The sequence below is a fragment of the Nodularia chucula CCY0103 genome, assembly GCF_963923915.1.
GTDB classification, from domain to species: domain Bacteria; phylum Cyanobacteriota; class Cyanobacteriia; order Cyanobacteriales; family Nostocaceae; genus Nodularia; species Nodularia chucula.
The window spans coordinates 1-14,256 of the sequence record NZ_CAWUOL010000117.1 but is presented as its reverse complement, the minus strand read 5'-3'; the positions used below and the strand labels follow the sequence as shown (position 1 = coordinate 14,256).

The window sequence follows — 14,256 nt, the reverse complement described above, 5'->3', positions numbered from 1 at the left end:
ATCCACCTTTTTTGGTTGGAAACTCGCTCTAGGCCTACTTGTGTGTACACCGTAGAAGAAGGAGAAGAATTGTGGGGATTGTTATGTATTCATCAATGCACCCATCCCCGTGATTGGGAAGAAACAGACTTAGAATTTGTCACCCAAGTAGCAGATCAAATCAGCGTCGCCCTCTATCAAGCCAACTTATTCCAACAATCCAGCTTACTAGGTGAAACTCGTCAAGAAGCCAATCAACTCGCCCAAGCACTCAAAGAACTACGCACAGCCCAAATGCAAATTATCCACGCTGAAAAAATGGCCAGCTTAGGGCAATTAGTAGCAGGAGTAGCCCACGAAATTAATAACCCCATTAACTTTATCCACGGTAACTTAGAACACGCCTATCAATACACCCAAGAATTACTACGATGTATAGAACTTTATCAGCATTATCATCCTGATGTTGCACCAGAACTCGCAGAGTTTTTCCAAAAAGCCGAAATAGAATTTTTATTCAATGATTTACCGAAACTATTCCAGTCTATGCAAGTTGGAACTGAGCGCATTCGTGAAATTGTCACCTCATTACGCAACTTTTCCCGCCTAGATGAAGCCGAATTTAAAACAGCAAATATTCATGAAGGTATGGATAGCACTTTAATGATTTTGCAACATCGTTTGCAGCCTTCAGGCGATAACTCTACCATTCAAGTCAGCAAAGTTTACAATCCCTTACCCCCTATAGAATGCTATCCCGGACAATTGAATCAAGTATTTATGAACTTGCTTTCCAATGCCATTGATGCAGTAGAACAGCGCAACCTCCAGCTATCATTGCATGAACTCACTGCTCACCCCGGTCAAATTAAAATTTCCACTTACCTACTCAATAACGATTGGATTGGCATTCGCATTGCAGATAATGGACTCGGTATCGAAGAAAAACATATCTCCCGCCTATTCGATCCATTTTTTACCACCAAAGTTGTTGGTAAAGGTACAGGTTTAGGTCTTTCTATTAGTTATCAAATTGTTGCAGATAAACACAAGGGAAAAATTTACTGCCAATCAGAACTAGGTAAAGGTACAGAATTTGTAGTTGAGTTACCAATTCATCAGGTGACAACTAAAAAACAATATAGTAATCCGCTTTGATGTTTCCACTTACTTACTTAGGTGGGGAGTAGGGAGTGGGGAGTAGGGAGTGGGAAACAGCTTTTTCAGTTGTAAGAGCAAAGCGCAGGCTACGCCAACAGAAATCAAATAGGATTCCCATAACTTAATGCCAGGCATGAACCTTAAGTGATGATTGTTTTAACGGGACTTAAACATTTTCGAGTAGGAAATAATTTAGCGTAAATCCTGATGAATACACCAGAATTAAACTCTTGGCAAGCCGTTCGCACTACTTTTAAACAAATTTGGGGTTATGATGATTTTCGTCCCCCACAGGGTGAAATAGTCAGGAGTTTATTAGCTAAAAAAGATGCCTTAATTATTCTACCCACAGGCGGCGGAAAATCAATTTGCTTTCAACTTCCGGCATTGCTACAAACAGGATTAACCTTAGTAGTTTCGCCCTTAGTAGCACTAATGGAAAACCAAGTGCAGGAATTATTACAGCGCCAACAAAAAGCAGCACTTTTACATAATGAATTATCGACATATCAACGCCGTACCATACTGCAAAATTTAGAAAAACAACAACTTAGATTACTTTACCTATCCCCAGAAACTTTATTGAGTCCGCCAGTATGGGAAAAATTGTGTAATCCTACCTTACAAATCAATGGTTTAATATTAGATGAAGCCCATTGTTTAGTACAGTGGGGCGATACATTTCGCCCAGCTTATCGCAGATTAGGCGCAGTCAGACCTGCATTACTGAAAACAAAACCACCAGGAACAAAAATCAGTATTGCTGCTTTTACCGCAACTGCTGACCCCGCAGCCGCAAAAACTATTCAAACAGTTTTAGAATTACAGCAACCAGAAATTTTTAGATTGAATCCCTACCGCCCCAATTTATATCCTACTGTTCGTATAGCTTGGACACCAAGGAGTCGAAAGCAGCAATTATTAAAGTTTATTCAAAATCACCCCCAACAATCGGGATTAATTTATGTTCGCACTAGAAAAGATAGTGAAAACTTAGCTGTATGGTTAGCAGAGATGGGTTATATAACAGCTAGTTATCACGCAGGTTTGGGTGCAGCAGAACGCCGGGGTATAGAAGCTAAATGGTTAAGTGGTAAAATGCCTTTTGTGATTTGTACCTGTGCCTTTGGGATGGGGATTAATAAATCAGATGTGCGTTGGATCGTTCATTTTCACGCCCCTCATCTCATGTCTGAATATATTCAAGAAATTGGCCGGGCGGGAAGAGATGGAAAACCAGCCGATGTTTTAAGTTTAGTGAGTGAACCTACGGGGTGGTTAGATCCAGAGGATCGGCAAAGAAGACAGTTTTTTACACAGCAAATGCGATCGCAACAACGTACAGCCCAGCAGTTAGTGAAAAGATTACCCCAGCAAGGAGAAATCAATGCCGTAAAGCGTCAATTTCGTGATGCTGATATAGCTTTAGCTGTACTCCACAGCAGTGGTCAATTAAAGTGGGTTGACCCTTTCCATTACACTATTGAGTCAGGGGGGAAATATCAACTAGGAACACAATCACAAGCTGCTCAACAAATGTATCAATATTTATATACTAGAAAATGTCGTTGGCAGTTTTTATTAAACGCCTTTGGTTTTGACAAAGAAGCTGCTAACTGGCGTTGTGGACATTGTGATAATTGTCGAAATAGTCATTAATCATTGGTCATTTGATCATTTTCACTATCGCTGTACCCCACCCATTATCCAATTTTGCCGTCCCAACTATCCTGGTGGTGAAACTAAACGGTTAGTTGAACGTATGGCATCATCAACCGTTTTTTTGAACTGAGATGGCACTAACCCCATGAATTTGCTCAAGAAAGCTCGCTTCAGTCCCATCTCCTCGCTATCCAGAGATAAATTTAAAAACTGTTTCCAAGCAAGACACAAGTTAATATGATGATGTTGGGGGTAGAAAAGAGGAGCTTTGGGATTGAGGAAGTTCCCTAACCTGTTCCCGGAGGACTTGCCAATAATCATCCAAAGATCGCAGCTGGTTCTCAAGTCAGGAAAATGGCGAGAGGTGAGATACAAACGTGAAGAACGCACCGCATCAGGAGTGTATAATTTTGTCACCATAGAAGGACAAGTATTCATTTGTAGAGCCAGTGCTAGAGTTGGAGGCGGACCAATTGGTCATGTAGATTTAGCAATGGGAAAGCACGTGGACTACGCAGGTCGGCTTTACTTTTCAGGACGCACTAAAAGGGGTATTCTCCGCAAGTGGACTAATGAATCTGGACATTATCGACCGACCCCTGAGTTGATGAACAACGCAGGTTTACCCGCAGAACTTTTTGAACCGGGTCAATTCAAAAGCCTAATCAGTGTAATTTTACCCCCTGATGATGATTAAAACAGAACAGCCTCCGCCAAGATAGAACATGACATTTACTGATGTCAGGGTGTACTTAAGTCGGATGAAAAACGTCATAAAATATTAATAGGAAAGATAATATGACTAGCCGATTTATTACTGATAAAGATTTTTCAGACCATAAGGCTTTACAACGGAGGCTAAAGAGTTTACCGGAATCAGATCAGTTCGATGAGATAAACGCCCTTGTAGATCGGGATTCTGTCATTGGCTTAAAATTGGCTAATGCCGTACTCAAGAACAAAAAATACTTTGAGGTGCTTCTAGAGCGAGGACTAGAGAAAGCAAATGCGAGTGAAATAGAACTTTGGCTCAAGTATTTACTCCCCCGTATAGGCTTCCGGCGCGTCATAGCCATCCTATCTAAGAAATTATCACAACAGCCTCAGCAAGTTGCTAAGGCTTCATACTGGTTGCCCAAATTTCTACCAAAAGGTAATGAACAGGCTGCAAGATTGCTAAAGAATCTTTTGAATCAGGAGAAACAGATGTTAGGTGGAGAGTACAAAGCTGTTAACCCTTCAGGGCAAGTTTACAAGTTAATTTTCCGAATCAAAAGTACAGGTGAATTTGCAGTTTTTGGTGGATATCAATTGGGTAGTAAGGGTTCTAAAATCATTGTAGAAATTCTCAATTCAAAAGACTTATATCCAACTGGTGGAGTTAGGCAAGTATCGCCTGGGGATATAGAGATTCTCGACCCACAACCTTATGACGATTGAGGTTGTGGGTCGTATTGGTCAATACTGACCCTGGCTGGGTTATAAGGCTAAATATGTAAAGTTTTGTAACGAGATTCAACATTTTTGCCTTTGGCATTACAGTCAAAAGTAAATTCATCCCTGTTACTAGCGTCAAAACCGAAAAAATTTTAAAAGCCTGTAAATGCAAGCTTTTTTGTATAGTATCAATTTTCTAGTCTAGAGGCAATTAGCACTCTTCTATTACCTTGAAAAAAGGAACCTAACTTAAGCCCAAATTCATCAATATTCTTAAAAATAAGGATTGATGATTTTTATATTACAAGAGTAATAAAAGAGGCTTAGTTAGGATAAAAAGCCAAATTTACTCTGGAAACGAAAAATAAATTAAAACTGCCGTAAAAATCTTAAATCGCTAGAGTATAAGCGGCGGATATCATCAATTTGATGTAATACCATTGCAAAACGTTCTACACCAAAACCAGCAGCAAACCCAGTGTAAATTTCTGGGTCATAACCTACCGATTTCATCACATTTGGATCAACCATTCCGCAACCCATCACTTCTAACCAGCGTCCATTCCACTGCAAATCTACTTCAGCAGAAGGTTCTGTAAAGGGGAAATAACTAGCACGGAAACGAATTGGTAAATCGCCAAATATTGCTTGCAGAAACAGCTTGACAGTACCTTTGAGGTCTGTAAAAGTTAAACCTTCATCGATGGCTAAAAGTTCGATTTGATGGAAAACCGCCGAGTGAGTTGCATCAACATGATCTCGGCGATAAACTCGCCCTGGCGCAACAACCCGAATGGGTGGTTCCTCTTTTTCCATGTAGCGAATCTGTACTGATGAGGTATGAGTCCGCAGCAGATTTCCATCACTGAGGTAAAAGGTATCCTGCATATCACGGGCGGGGTGATCTGGGGGTGTATTGAGGGCTTCAAAATTATAATAATCTGTTTCCATTTCTGGCCCTTCTGCTACGGTGTAGCCCATGCCGACAAAAATATCCAGCGCCCGATCAATAATGCCGTTGAGTGGATGAATGCGACCTTGAGGGCGGTAGATTCCCGGCATGGTGACATCGATGGTTTCCGTCTCTAGCTGTGCCTGAATTTTGGCGGTTTCTAAGGATGTCCGTTGCTGGTCTAAACTATTTTGGAGCGATTCTTTGACTGTATTGGCGATCGCCCCAATTTTCGGTCTTTCCTCCGCACTCATTTGTCCCATACTTCGCAATAACGCCCCCAGTTGCCCTTTTTTTCCCAGATAGCTAATTCTGAGTTCCTCTAAACGTTCTAGGGTATCGGCAGCAGCGATCGCTGTTTCTCCTTCTTGCCGCAGTGCTAAAAGTTGAGCCTCTAAATTGGTAGTCATTAGTTATTAGTCATTGGTTATAGTCTGTAACCAAATAATTTAAACAGAGGCCAAGGTGAAAAACCAACCTCTTTCTACTAGTTTAAAGGTCATTGGCTGTGTGAGAGGGATTTTTTGCCTCATACTGAATACATCGATAATTAACTATTCACCCATGAAATTACTCATTAGCAATGATGACGGAGTTTCCGCCTTGGGTATTCGTACCCTCGCCGACTGCTTGGCGGAAGCAGGCCATGATGTCAGTGTAGTTTGTCCAGATCGAGAGCGATCGGCAACTGGCCATGGACTCACCATGCACCAACCTATTCGCGCCGAGGTCATTGAATCGGTTTTTCATCCTGCTGTCAATGCTTGGGCTTGCGATGGGACTCCCTCAGACTGCGTAAAATTGGCACTGTGGGCTTTGCTAGATTCCCCTCCTGACTTGGTGCTGTCTGGAATTAATCAAGGCGCAAACCTGGGAACGGAAATTCTTTATTCTGGTACTGTTTCAGCAGCGATGGAAGGGATTATTGAAGGGATTCCCAGCATAGCCTTCAGTCTTACCAGCCATACATCCAAAGACTTTCAACCTGCGGCTAAATTTGCTCAAATTCTGGTGGATAAATTAGCGGTAAATCCCCTACCAGAATTGATGTTACTGAATGTGAATATTCCCGCCATCAACTGGGAAGAAATTGTCGGGGTGACTTTTACTCGTCAAGGAGTACGGCGCTATGTGGATGTTTTTGATAAGCGAGTTGATCCCAGGGGCAAAACTTACTACTGGTTAACGGGAGAAGTATTAGAAGAAGTCGAACCGCCTGCTGGTTTACATTTATCTGACAAAGTGCCGATTGATGTCGATGTCATCCGCAATAACTACATCAGCATTACGCCACTACAATATAATCTGACATACCCTCAAGGACTAGATAAGTTGTCCAATTGGGAATTTCCACTTTCCTGAATTGACAATCAATTTGGGGCAACTTATTGGTAATATGTAGCAGTGAGTTGGCATAAAGTCCGTAATTCTCAAGATTTAATCATCTATTTTTATCCTCATCACTTTGGGGTTTCCAGAGACTACAACTAAATTGGGTATTTTTTCACTCAGTTATAGGTCTTTCCGAAATACATTAAAATAGATTTAGATAAAAATCATAAACTTGTTTTTATTGCTCGCCCGCTCAATCCAGCAAGCAACACCCATGTCCAGGATAGAGAACCAATTTACTGTAAAATTTTGGGGCGTTCGCGGGAGCATCCCTTGTCCAGGTCCAAATACTGTCCGTTATGGTGGTAATACCCCTTGTGTAGAGATGCAAGTGGGGGGTAGACGCTTGATTTTTGACTGTGGGACAGGACTACACGTATTAGGGCAATCCTTATTGTGCCAAATGCCAACGGAAGGTCATATATTTTTTACCCATTCTCACTGGGATCATATTCAAGGATTTCCGTTTTTTGTCCCAGGGTTTGTGGAGGGGAATAAATTTCATATTTACGGTGCGATCGCTCCTGATGGTTCCACTATCGAACAACGTCTCAATGACCAGATGCTGCACCCTAATTTTCCTGTACCCTTACAAATCATGCAGTCAAATCTGGCATTTCATGACATAAAACCAGGGCAATCTTTACATATTAATGACATTACTATAGAAACAGCATCCCTGAACCATCCAGGAGAAGCCGTAGGCTACCGAGTTAACTGGCGCGGTGGTACAGCTGTTTATCTCAGTGATACCGAACATTTTTCTGACAAGCTAGATGAAAATGTCCTGTGGCTATCACGGGATGCAGATGTGATCATTTATGATTCTACTTATACAGATGAAGAATACCATTCACCAAAATCACCAAAAATTGGTTGGGGACATTCGACATGGCAAGAAGCTGTGAAAGTAGCAAAAGCCGCTAATGTGAAAAATCTGGTGATTTACCACCACGATCCCGCCCACAATGATGATTTTTTGGATCGAATCGGGGAACAAGCAATTCAGGAATTTCCTGGTGCAATCATGGCCAGAGAAGGAATGGTTCTGGAAGTTACTACCTCCCCTCAGTTATCAGAATCTTTTCCCGCCAGCAAATTCTGTGTATGAAAGTGGCAGTAGAAGCAATATGAGATTTTAGATTAGATTGGTGATCAAGAACTATGAGCGCGATCGCCTACCTTACAGAAGTTTGTAGCTGATAGCGACAAAGCTATTCCTCTAGGGGGCTGACCGTAATGTAGCTTGTGGCTGATAGCTAAATAAACCTAAAATCCCAGAATCCGGATGCTCAATTTGTCTAAAAATGGATGTTCTCTGTGGGTTGCTTCCTCCACGGAATTGGCACTCAAGCCAACTGCTGTAGCTCTCGGCAAATTTGATGGTGTACATCTTGGACATCACAAGGTTATTCAACCAATTTTGCCCCCAGTATTTCATCAGGACAGCCGAGAAAATAGCGATAACTTAGCGAAATTTGCTCCTCCCCCAACCCCAGAACAGACATACTCGACAGTTGTCACCTTCGATCCCCATCCACTGGAATTTTTTACAGGTCAACCACGGACTTTGTTAACACCACTGGATGAAAAAGTCCAACAATTGCGATCGCTAGGAATAGAACAACTTGTACTCTTACCCTTTAACCAAGAATTATCAGCCCTATCTCCCCAAGATTTTGTCGAGCAGATATTAGTTCAAAAACTGCAATGTCGCCGAATTAGCGTCGGTGAAGACTTTTGTTTTGGCAAACAGCGTCGTGGAACTGCCAAAGACTTGCAAATATTAGCCGCCCATCATCATATCCCCGTCACCATCGTCTCCTTACAAACCTACACAAACCAAACTCCCACCCCAGACTCTCCTCCCATTAGCACTTCACTGATTCGTCACTATTTAGAAAGTGGCGACATCAAAAACGCCAACCTTCTACTAGGAAGACCTTACAACCTCATTGGTACAGTGATTACCGGTCAACAAATAGGACGAACTATTGGCTTTCCTACCGCCAACCTGCAACTACCAAAAGAAAAATTTGTCCCCCGCCCAGGAGTTTATGCTGTCCGCGCTACTATTTCCACTCAGACACAGGATACCAGCACCGCACAGAATCTTGTAGGTGTAATGAATATAGGTAAACGCCCCACAGTCAACGGTAGCAACTTAACAGTAGAAGTGCATATATTCGACTGGTCAAGTGATTTATACGGCAAAAAACTAACTGTGCAATTAATTGAATTTTTGCGCCCCGAACAGAAATTTCCTTCTCTACAAGACCTAAAAACCCAAATTCAACTGGACTGTACAGTCGCTAGAGAACTTTTGAATCCTAAATGCTGATTTTGCATAACTGAATGGGAATACTCTAAATATGGGAATGGAGAAAATAGCACAAGTAATTCTCCCTTCCCACCACCTAACCAATTACCAACCTTGGTGCATGAGAGAAAAAATTGACACCCTAACACAAAATCTTGCTCGTACCATCGTCGGCAAACACGAAGCAATCCGCTTAGTGCTAGTCGCCCTGTTAGGAGGTGGTCATGCTCTGCTAGAAGATGTCCCTGGAGTTGGCAAAACTCTCCTCGCTAAATCCCTAGCTCGTTCACTAGATGGCAAGTTTCAACGGCTACAATGTACCCCCGATTTACTCCCAACAGACATCACCGGTACTAATATTTGGAACCCGAAAAGCGGCGAATTTACCTTTCTCCCAGGGCCAGTATTTGCCAACATTCTCCTAGCGGACGAAATCAACCGCGCCACACCCCGAACCCAATCGGCTTTATTAGAAGTAATGGAGGAGCATCAAGTCACAATTGATAGTGTCTCCCGTCCAGTTCCTCACCCTTTCTTTGTAATTGCTACCCAGAATCCCATAGAATACCAAGGGACTTTTCCCTTACCCGAAGCCCAAATGGATCGGTTTATGTTGTCCTTGAGTTTGGGCTACCCTGGGGCTACAGAAGAACTAGAAATGCTGCAAAACCTGCAAAAAGGCATGAGTTTTACTGATTTACAGCCTTGCATTACCTTAGATGAGGTCGCAGAATTACGGAAAATCTGTTCCCAGGTAAGAGTAGAAACATCTTTGCAACAATACATTCTAGAATTAGTCCGCTCCACACGTCAGGATGAAGAAATTACCTTGGGTGTGAGTCCCCGTGGTACTGTCGCCTTACAAAAAGCCACCCAAGCCTTAGCTTTTCTCTCAGGGCGTGATTACGCCATTCCCGATGATGTAAAATTTCTTGTTCCTCACGTACTCTGTCATCGTCTCATCGCCAGAGGAGGACGCAATCCCCGAACTGTAATTGACCGAATATTAAGGTCAGTTTCCATACCTTAACTATCTCGCCCTCAGTCCCCCATTTGAATTTGGTACTGTGCGATTCATTTACCCGAAGGGAACAGTAGCGACTCCCCATCAATCCGTAAAACGGGATGAAAAGGAGGAAAAACCGCTTCCCTTCGAGCATTAACCCATGAGTAGCGACAGCGAAGATGCGTCTAAAGCTTTGTCCCAGTCTCTTCCCCTACTCCCTACCCCGTTTAAAGACTTCACTATCCTTGTCCTGCTTAGATTTCAGCGTGTTAGGATCTTGTTTAAAATCAGAAGATAAAACATGAAAGCTATCGAAGTTACTGGCAAGATTGATGCTGAAGGAAATTTGCTTCTAGATCAGCCAATTCAGGGAACAACTTATGCTGATCAAGTGCGGGTAATTGTCTTAGTTCCAGAACAGATAGAATTAAGAGCATTTGACCCTAAAGATACACCCATTGAAGAGATTAAGACCAATTTAAGAATAGCCTTACAAAAAGCCCAAGCCGGACAAGGTAAACCAATTAGTGAATTGTGGGACAGGATTGATGCGGAGTAACAAAATATAGCGACTTATTTGGAAATATGAGAAATGTCAAAGTTTGTCAAGCACCAATCCCGGAAAACTCAACTCAAACGCCGTCCCCTAGGCTTAATTTTGGTCATTGTAGCTTGGAGTTTAGCTATGGGCTGGGTGCTATCCTTCGCAACTAGCGCTTACAGTACCACTCCCACCTCAGAAATTGGTACAGTTGACGTAGTACCAGCACAATATCAGTTAGGGAAAGAACTATATCTGGAAAACTGTGGTAGTTGTCACCTACCTCTTCCCCCAGAAGTTTTACCTACCCAAACCTGGAGAAATCTTTTACAAGATTCACAGCATTATGGTGTACAACTGACACCGTTAATTGATCCCCCTCGAATGTTGGTTTGGCGGTATCTTTCTACCTTTTCGCGATCGCATCTACAAGACGAAGCCACCCCCTATCGCGTCAACTCTTCACGTTATTTTCAGGCCTTGCATCCCCAAGTTGATTTAATCCGTCCAGTGGAAATCAACAGTTGTGTCAGTTGTCATCCCACCGCGAGGGATTTTAATTTCCGCACCCTGAATGGGGAGTAGGGAGTAGGGTGTGGGAAGCGTGGGAAGTGTGGGGAGTAGGGAGGTGTGGGAAGTGTGGGAAGTGTGGGAGGAAAGATTTTTAGTTTCCAATACCCAGTCCCGAGTACCCAATCCCCAGTACCCAATCCCCAGTACCCAGTCTTTACCTTGTCTGACTCAGTTGAGAGCAAAATGATACTATTAGATTAGTTTGAAATTTAAACTGAAACATAAAACCAATCGGTTTAATAAATGATTGGATCTACTTTTTACGGTTTTTGAGTTAGTTCTGATTTTATACCCATCTACAACCAGAATGGCTGCACTGGGTTAAATTCTTATAATCAATACAAAAACTTTATTTCCCTTAACCCTTGATTTAGTTTCATAATCTGCCATGCTAAAACTCTTGTTGGGCGATCCCAACGCTCGTAAGCTAAAAAAATACCAACCTTACATCAGTGAAGTTAACCTCCTAGAAGAAGATATTCAAACTCTTTCTGATGAGGACTTAAAAGGTAAAACAGGAGAATTTAAACAGCGCCTTGCCCAGGGCGAAACCCTAGATGATATTCTGCCAGAAGCTTTTGCTGTGGTGAGAGAAGCAGGACGGCGGGTATTAGGGTTGCGGCATTTTGACGTTCAACTGTTGGGTGGTGTTATCCTGCATTCTGGGCAAATCGCGGAAATGAAGACCGGAGAGGGTAAAACTCTGGTTGCTACTTTACCTAGTTATTTAAATGCCCTCACAGGTAAAGGCGTACACGTCATTACAGTTAACGACTACCTGGCTCGTCGGGATGCGGAATGGATGGGACAGGTGCATCGGTTCATGGGGCTGAGTGTGGGATTAATTCAGTCCACCATGACTCCCAGTGAACGGAAGAAAAACTATGATTGTGATATCACTTATGTCACTAATAGTGAGATAGGTTTTGACTATCTGCGGGATAATATGGCCACATCAATGGCTGATGTGGTACAACGTCCGTTTAATTATTGTGTAATTGACGAGGTAGACTCGATTTTAGTGGATGAGGCGCGCACACCACTAATTATTTCTGGACAGGTAGAAAGACCTACAGAGAAATATCTCCGCGCGGCGGAAATTTCCTTCCAGTTACAAGTAGATGAACATTATGAAGTGGATGAAAAAGCTCGTAATGTCCTGTTAACTGATGAAGGGTTTGCGGAAGCAGAAAATCTTCTGGGAGTTACAGATTTATTTGATCCGGAAGATCCCTGGGCGCATTTCATGTTCAATGCAATTAAAGCCAAGGAATTGTTTCTCAAGGATAAACACTACATTGTTGGCAATAAGGAAGTAATTATTGTCGATGAATTTACAGGGCGGGTGTTACCAGGAAGGCGGTGGAGTGATGGACTACACCAGGCAATTGAAGCTAAAGAACACGTAGATATTCAGCCAGAAACTCAAACTTTGGCCACAATTACTTATCAAAATTTGTTTTTGCTGTATCCCAAATTAGGTGGGATGACTGGAACAGCAAAGACTGAAGAGCCAGAGTTTGAAAAAATCTACAAGTTACAAGTTACGGTAATTCCCACAAATCGCATCAGAAAACGGGAAGATTTGGCGGATATGGTGTTTAAAACTGAGCCGGGGAAATGGCGGGCGATCGCCGGAGAATGTGCCGAAATGCACGAAATCGGTAGACCAGTCCTAGTAGGAACAACTAGTGTAGAAAAATCAGAATATCTCAGTCAGCTACTCAAGCAGATGGAGATTCCCCATGAACTGCTGAACGCCCGCCCAGAAAACGTAGAACGAGAAGCGGAAATTGTCGCCCAAGCAGGACGCAGAGGAGCCGTAACGATTGCTACTAACATGGCGGGTCGGGGTACAGATATCATTCTGGGTGGTAACTCCGAATACATGGCACGTCTGAAGCTGCGGGAATACTTTATGCCGCGAATTGTTATGCCAGAAAATGAAGATGTCTTTGGTGTACAAAAACCTGCGGGCTTACCCACAGGACACGGCGGTGGTCAAGGTTTTGTTCCCGGTAAAAAAGTCAAAACTTGGCGGGCTTCACCAGAAATTTTCCCCACTGAATTGAAAAAAGAAACAGAGCAGTTATTGAAAGATGCTGTAGAAATCGCTGTCAAGGAGTATGGTGAACGTAGCTTACCAGAACTGACGGCAGAAGATAAGGTAGCAGTAGCAGCTGAAAAAGCCCCTACCAGTGACCCGGTAATTCAAAAGTTGCGGGAAGCGTACAACCGCATCAAGCAGGAATATGAAGAATTTACCGATACAGAACACAATGAAGTAATTGAATTAGGCGGTTTGCACGTCATTGGTACAGAACGCCACGAGTCACGGCGGATTGATAACCAATTGCGGGGACGGGCTGGACGACAAGGAGACCCCGGTTCTACAAGATTCTTCCTCAGTTTAGAAGATAATTTACTCCGCATCTTTGGCGGCGATCGCGTCGCTGGATTAATGAATGCTTTCCAAGTAGAGGAAGATATGCCCATTGAATCCAGGATGCTGACTGGTAGTTTGGAAGGCGCACAGAAAAAAGTGGAAACCTACTACTACGACATCCGTAAACAGGTGTTTGAGTATGACGAGGTAATGAATAACCAACGTCGCGCCATCTACGCCGAACGTCGCCGGGTGTTAGAAGGTCAAGACCTCAAAGAACAGGTAATCAAGTACGCCGAAAAAACGATGGATGAAATCGTTGATTTCTACATCAACCCAGACTTACCCTCAGAAGAGTGGGAGTTAGACAAGTTGGTAGATAAAGTCAAAGAATTTGTCTATCTGCTAGCGGATATGGAACCCAGTCAATTAGAGGATATGACCGTTAGTGAGATTAAAACTTTTCTCCATGAACAAGTGCGAATTGCTTATGACCTCAAAGAAGCCCAGATTGACCAAATTCAACCAGGACTGATGCGACAAGCTGAAAGGTTCTTTATCTTGCAGCGCATTGATACCCTTTGGCGAGAACACTTGCAACAAATGGATGCTTTACGAGAGTCTGTAGGTTTGCGTGGTTATGGACAGAAAGATCCGTTGATTGAGTACAAGAGTGAAGGTTATGAACTCTTCTTGGATATGATGGTCAACATCCGCCGCGATGTGGTTTACTCCTTGTTTATGTTCCAGCCTCAGGCTCAACCCACAGTACAGGCTTCAGAGATGGTCTAGCTGGGGACTGGGGACTGGGGATTGGGGATTGGGGATTGGGGATTGGGGATTGGGG

At 43.0% G+C, this 14,256-nt stretch carries 12 protein-coding genes; 11 read left to right on the top strand and 1 reads right to left on the bottom strand.

What is annotated here, in order from left to right; translation table 11 throughout:
* The 4 genes from ACM0OP_RS21830 to ACM0OP_RS21815 form a co-directional block, all read left to right on the top strand.
* On the top strand, positions 1-1,137 hold a 1,137-nt coding region (locus tag ACM0OP_RS21830), incomplete at its 5' end, for a sensor histidine kinase (protein ID WP_414530512.1).
* Between the two features lie 210 nt (positions 1,138-1,347).
* Positions 1,348-2,799: a RecQ family ATP-dependent DNA helicase gene (locus ACM0OP_RS21825; protein ID WP_414530511.1), complete on the top strand. Its 1,452-nt coding sequence runs from the start codon at positions 1,348-1,350 to the stop codon at positions 2,797-2,799.
* A 367-nt stretch (positions 2,800-3,166) separates the two neighbouring features.
* Entirely contained in the window at positions 3,167-3,499 is a 333-nt protein-coding gene (locus tag ACM0OP_RS21820; RefSeq protein ID WP_414530510.1) for a hypothetical protein, read from the top strand.
* Between the two features lie 101 nt (positions 3,500-3,600).
* Positions 3,601-4,242: a hypothetical protein gene (locus ACM0OP_RS21815; RefSeq protein WP_414530509.1), complete on the top strand. Its 642-nt coding sequence runs from the start codon at positions 3,601-3,603 to the stop codon at positions 4,240-4,242.
* A 366-nt stretch (positions 4,243-4,608) separates the two neighbouring features.
* Here the strand turns inward: ACM0OP_RS21815 and pheS are convergent, their stop codons facing one another.
* Positions 4,609-5,601, bottom strand: a complete 993-nt coding sequence (pheS, locus tag ACM0OP_RS21810) for a phenylalanine--tRNA ligase subunit alpha (RefSeq protein WP_414530508.1) — start codon at positions 5,599-5,601, stop codon at positions 4,609-4,611.
* Between the two features lie 154 nt (positions 5,602-5,755).
* Here pheS and surE point away from each other — a divergent pair, with 154 nt between their 5' ends.
* The 7 genes from surE (at position 5,756) to secA (ending at position 14,201) form a co-directional block, all read left to right on the top strand.
* Positions 5,756-6,553, top strand: a complete 798-nt coding sequence (surE, locus tag ACM0OP_RS21805; RefSeq protein WP_414530507.1) for a 5'/3'-nucleotidase SurE — start codon at positions 5,756-5,758, stop codon at positions 6,551-6,553.
* Positions 6,554-6,797: 244 nt separating this feature from the next.
* The gene (locus tag ACM0OP_RS21800) at positions 6,798-7,694 is read left to right on the top strand and encodes an MBL fold metallo-hydrolase (protein WP_414530506.1); all 897 of its coding nucleotides are present in this window, start codon (positions 6,798-6,800) and stop codon (positions 7,692-7,694) included.
* Positions 7,695-7,871: 177 nt separating this feature from the next.
* Complete coding sequence (locus ACM0OP_RS21795) at positions 7,872-8,924, top strand: bifunctional riboflavin kinase/FAD synthetase (RefSeq protein ID WP_414530505.1); 1,053 nt, start codon at positions 7,872-7,874, stop codon at positions 8,922-8,924.
* 100 nt (positions 8,925-9,024) lie between these two features.
* Positions 9,025-9,933, top strand: a complete 909-nt coding sequence (locus tag ACM0OP_RS21790; protein ID WP_414530513.1) for an AAA family ATPase — start codon at positions 9,025-9,027, stop codon at positions 9,931-9,933.
* Between the two features lie 277 nt (positions 9,934-10,210).
* Positions 10,211-10,468, top strand: a complete 258-nt coding sequence (locus tag ACM0OP_RS21785) for a type II toxin-antitoxin system RelN family antitoxin (RefSeq protein ID WP_414530504.1) — start codon at positions 10,211-10,213, stop codon at positions 10,466-10,468.
* 33 nt (positions 10,469-10,501) lie between these two features.
* Entirely contained in the window at positions 10,502-11,035 is a 534-nt protein-coding gene (locus ACM0OP_RS21780; RefSeq protein ID WP_414530503.1) for a diheme cytochrome c, read from the top strand.
* Between the two features lie 376 nt (positions 11,036-11,411).
* On the top strand, positions 11,412-14,201 hold the full coding sequence (gene secA, locus ACM0OP_RS21775) for a preprotein translocase subunit SecA (protein WP_414530502.1): 2,790 nt from the start codon (positions 11,412-11,414) through the stop codon (positions 14,199-14,201).
* Positions 14,202-14,256: the final 55 nt, after the last annotated feature.

Bases quoted from the DNA above. Each gene is read 5' to 3' on its own strand.
- ACM0OP_RS21825 (WP_414530511.1), top strand. From the start codon at position 1,348: ATGAATACACCAGAATTAAACTCTTGGCAAGCCGTTCGCACTACTTTT.
- ACM0OP_RS21815 (WP_414530509.1), top strand. From the start codon at position 3,601: ATGACTAGCCGATTTATTACTGATAAAGATTTTTCAGACCATAAGGCT.
- pheS (WP_414530508.1), bottom strand. From the start codon at position 5,601: ATGACTACCAATTTAGAGGCTCAACTTTTAGCACTGCGGCAAGAAGGA.
- surE (WP_414530507.1), top strand. From the start codon at position 5,756: ATGAAATTACTCATTAGCAATGATGACGGAGTTTCCGCCTTGGGTATT.
- ACM0OP_RS21800 (WP_414530506.1), top strand. From the start codon at position 6,798: ATGTCCAGGATAGAGAACCAATTTACTGTAAAATTTTGGGGCGTTCGC.
- ACM0OP_RS21795 (WP_414530505.1), top strand. From the start codon at position 7,872: ATGCTCAATTTGTCTAAAAATGGATGTTCTCTGTGGGTTGCTTCCTCC.
- ACM0OP_RS21790 (WP_414530513.1), top strand. From the start codon at position 9,025: ATGAGAGAAAAAATTGACACCCTAACACAAAATCTTGCTCGTACCATC.
- ACM0OP_RS21785 (WP_414530504.1), top strand. From the start codon at position 10,211: ATGAAAGCTATCGAAGTTACTGGCAAGATTGATGCTGAAGGAAATTTG.
- ACM0OP_RS21780 (WP_414530503.1), top strand. From the start codon at position 10,502: ATGTCAAAGTTTGTCAAGCACCAATCCCGGAAAACTCAACTCAAACGC.
- secA (WP_414530502.1), top strand. From the start codon at position 11,412: ATGCTAAAACTCTTGTTGGGCGATCCCAACGCTCGTAAGCTAAAAAAA.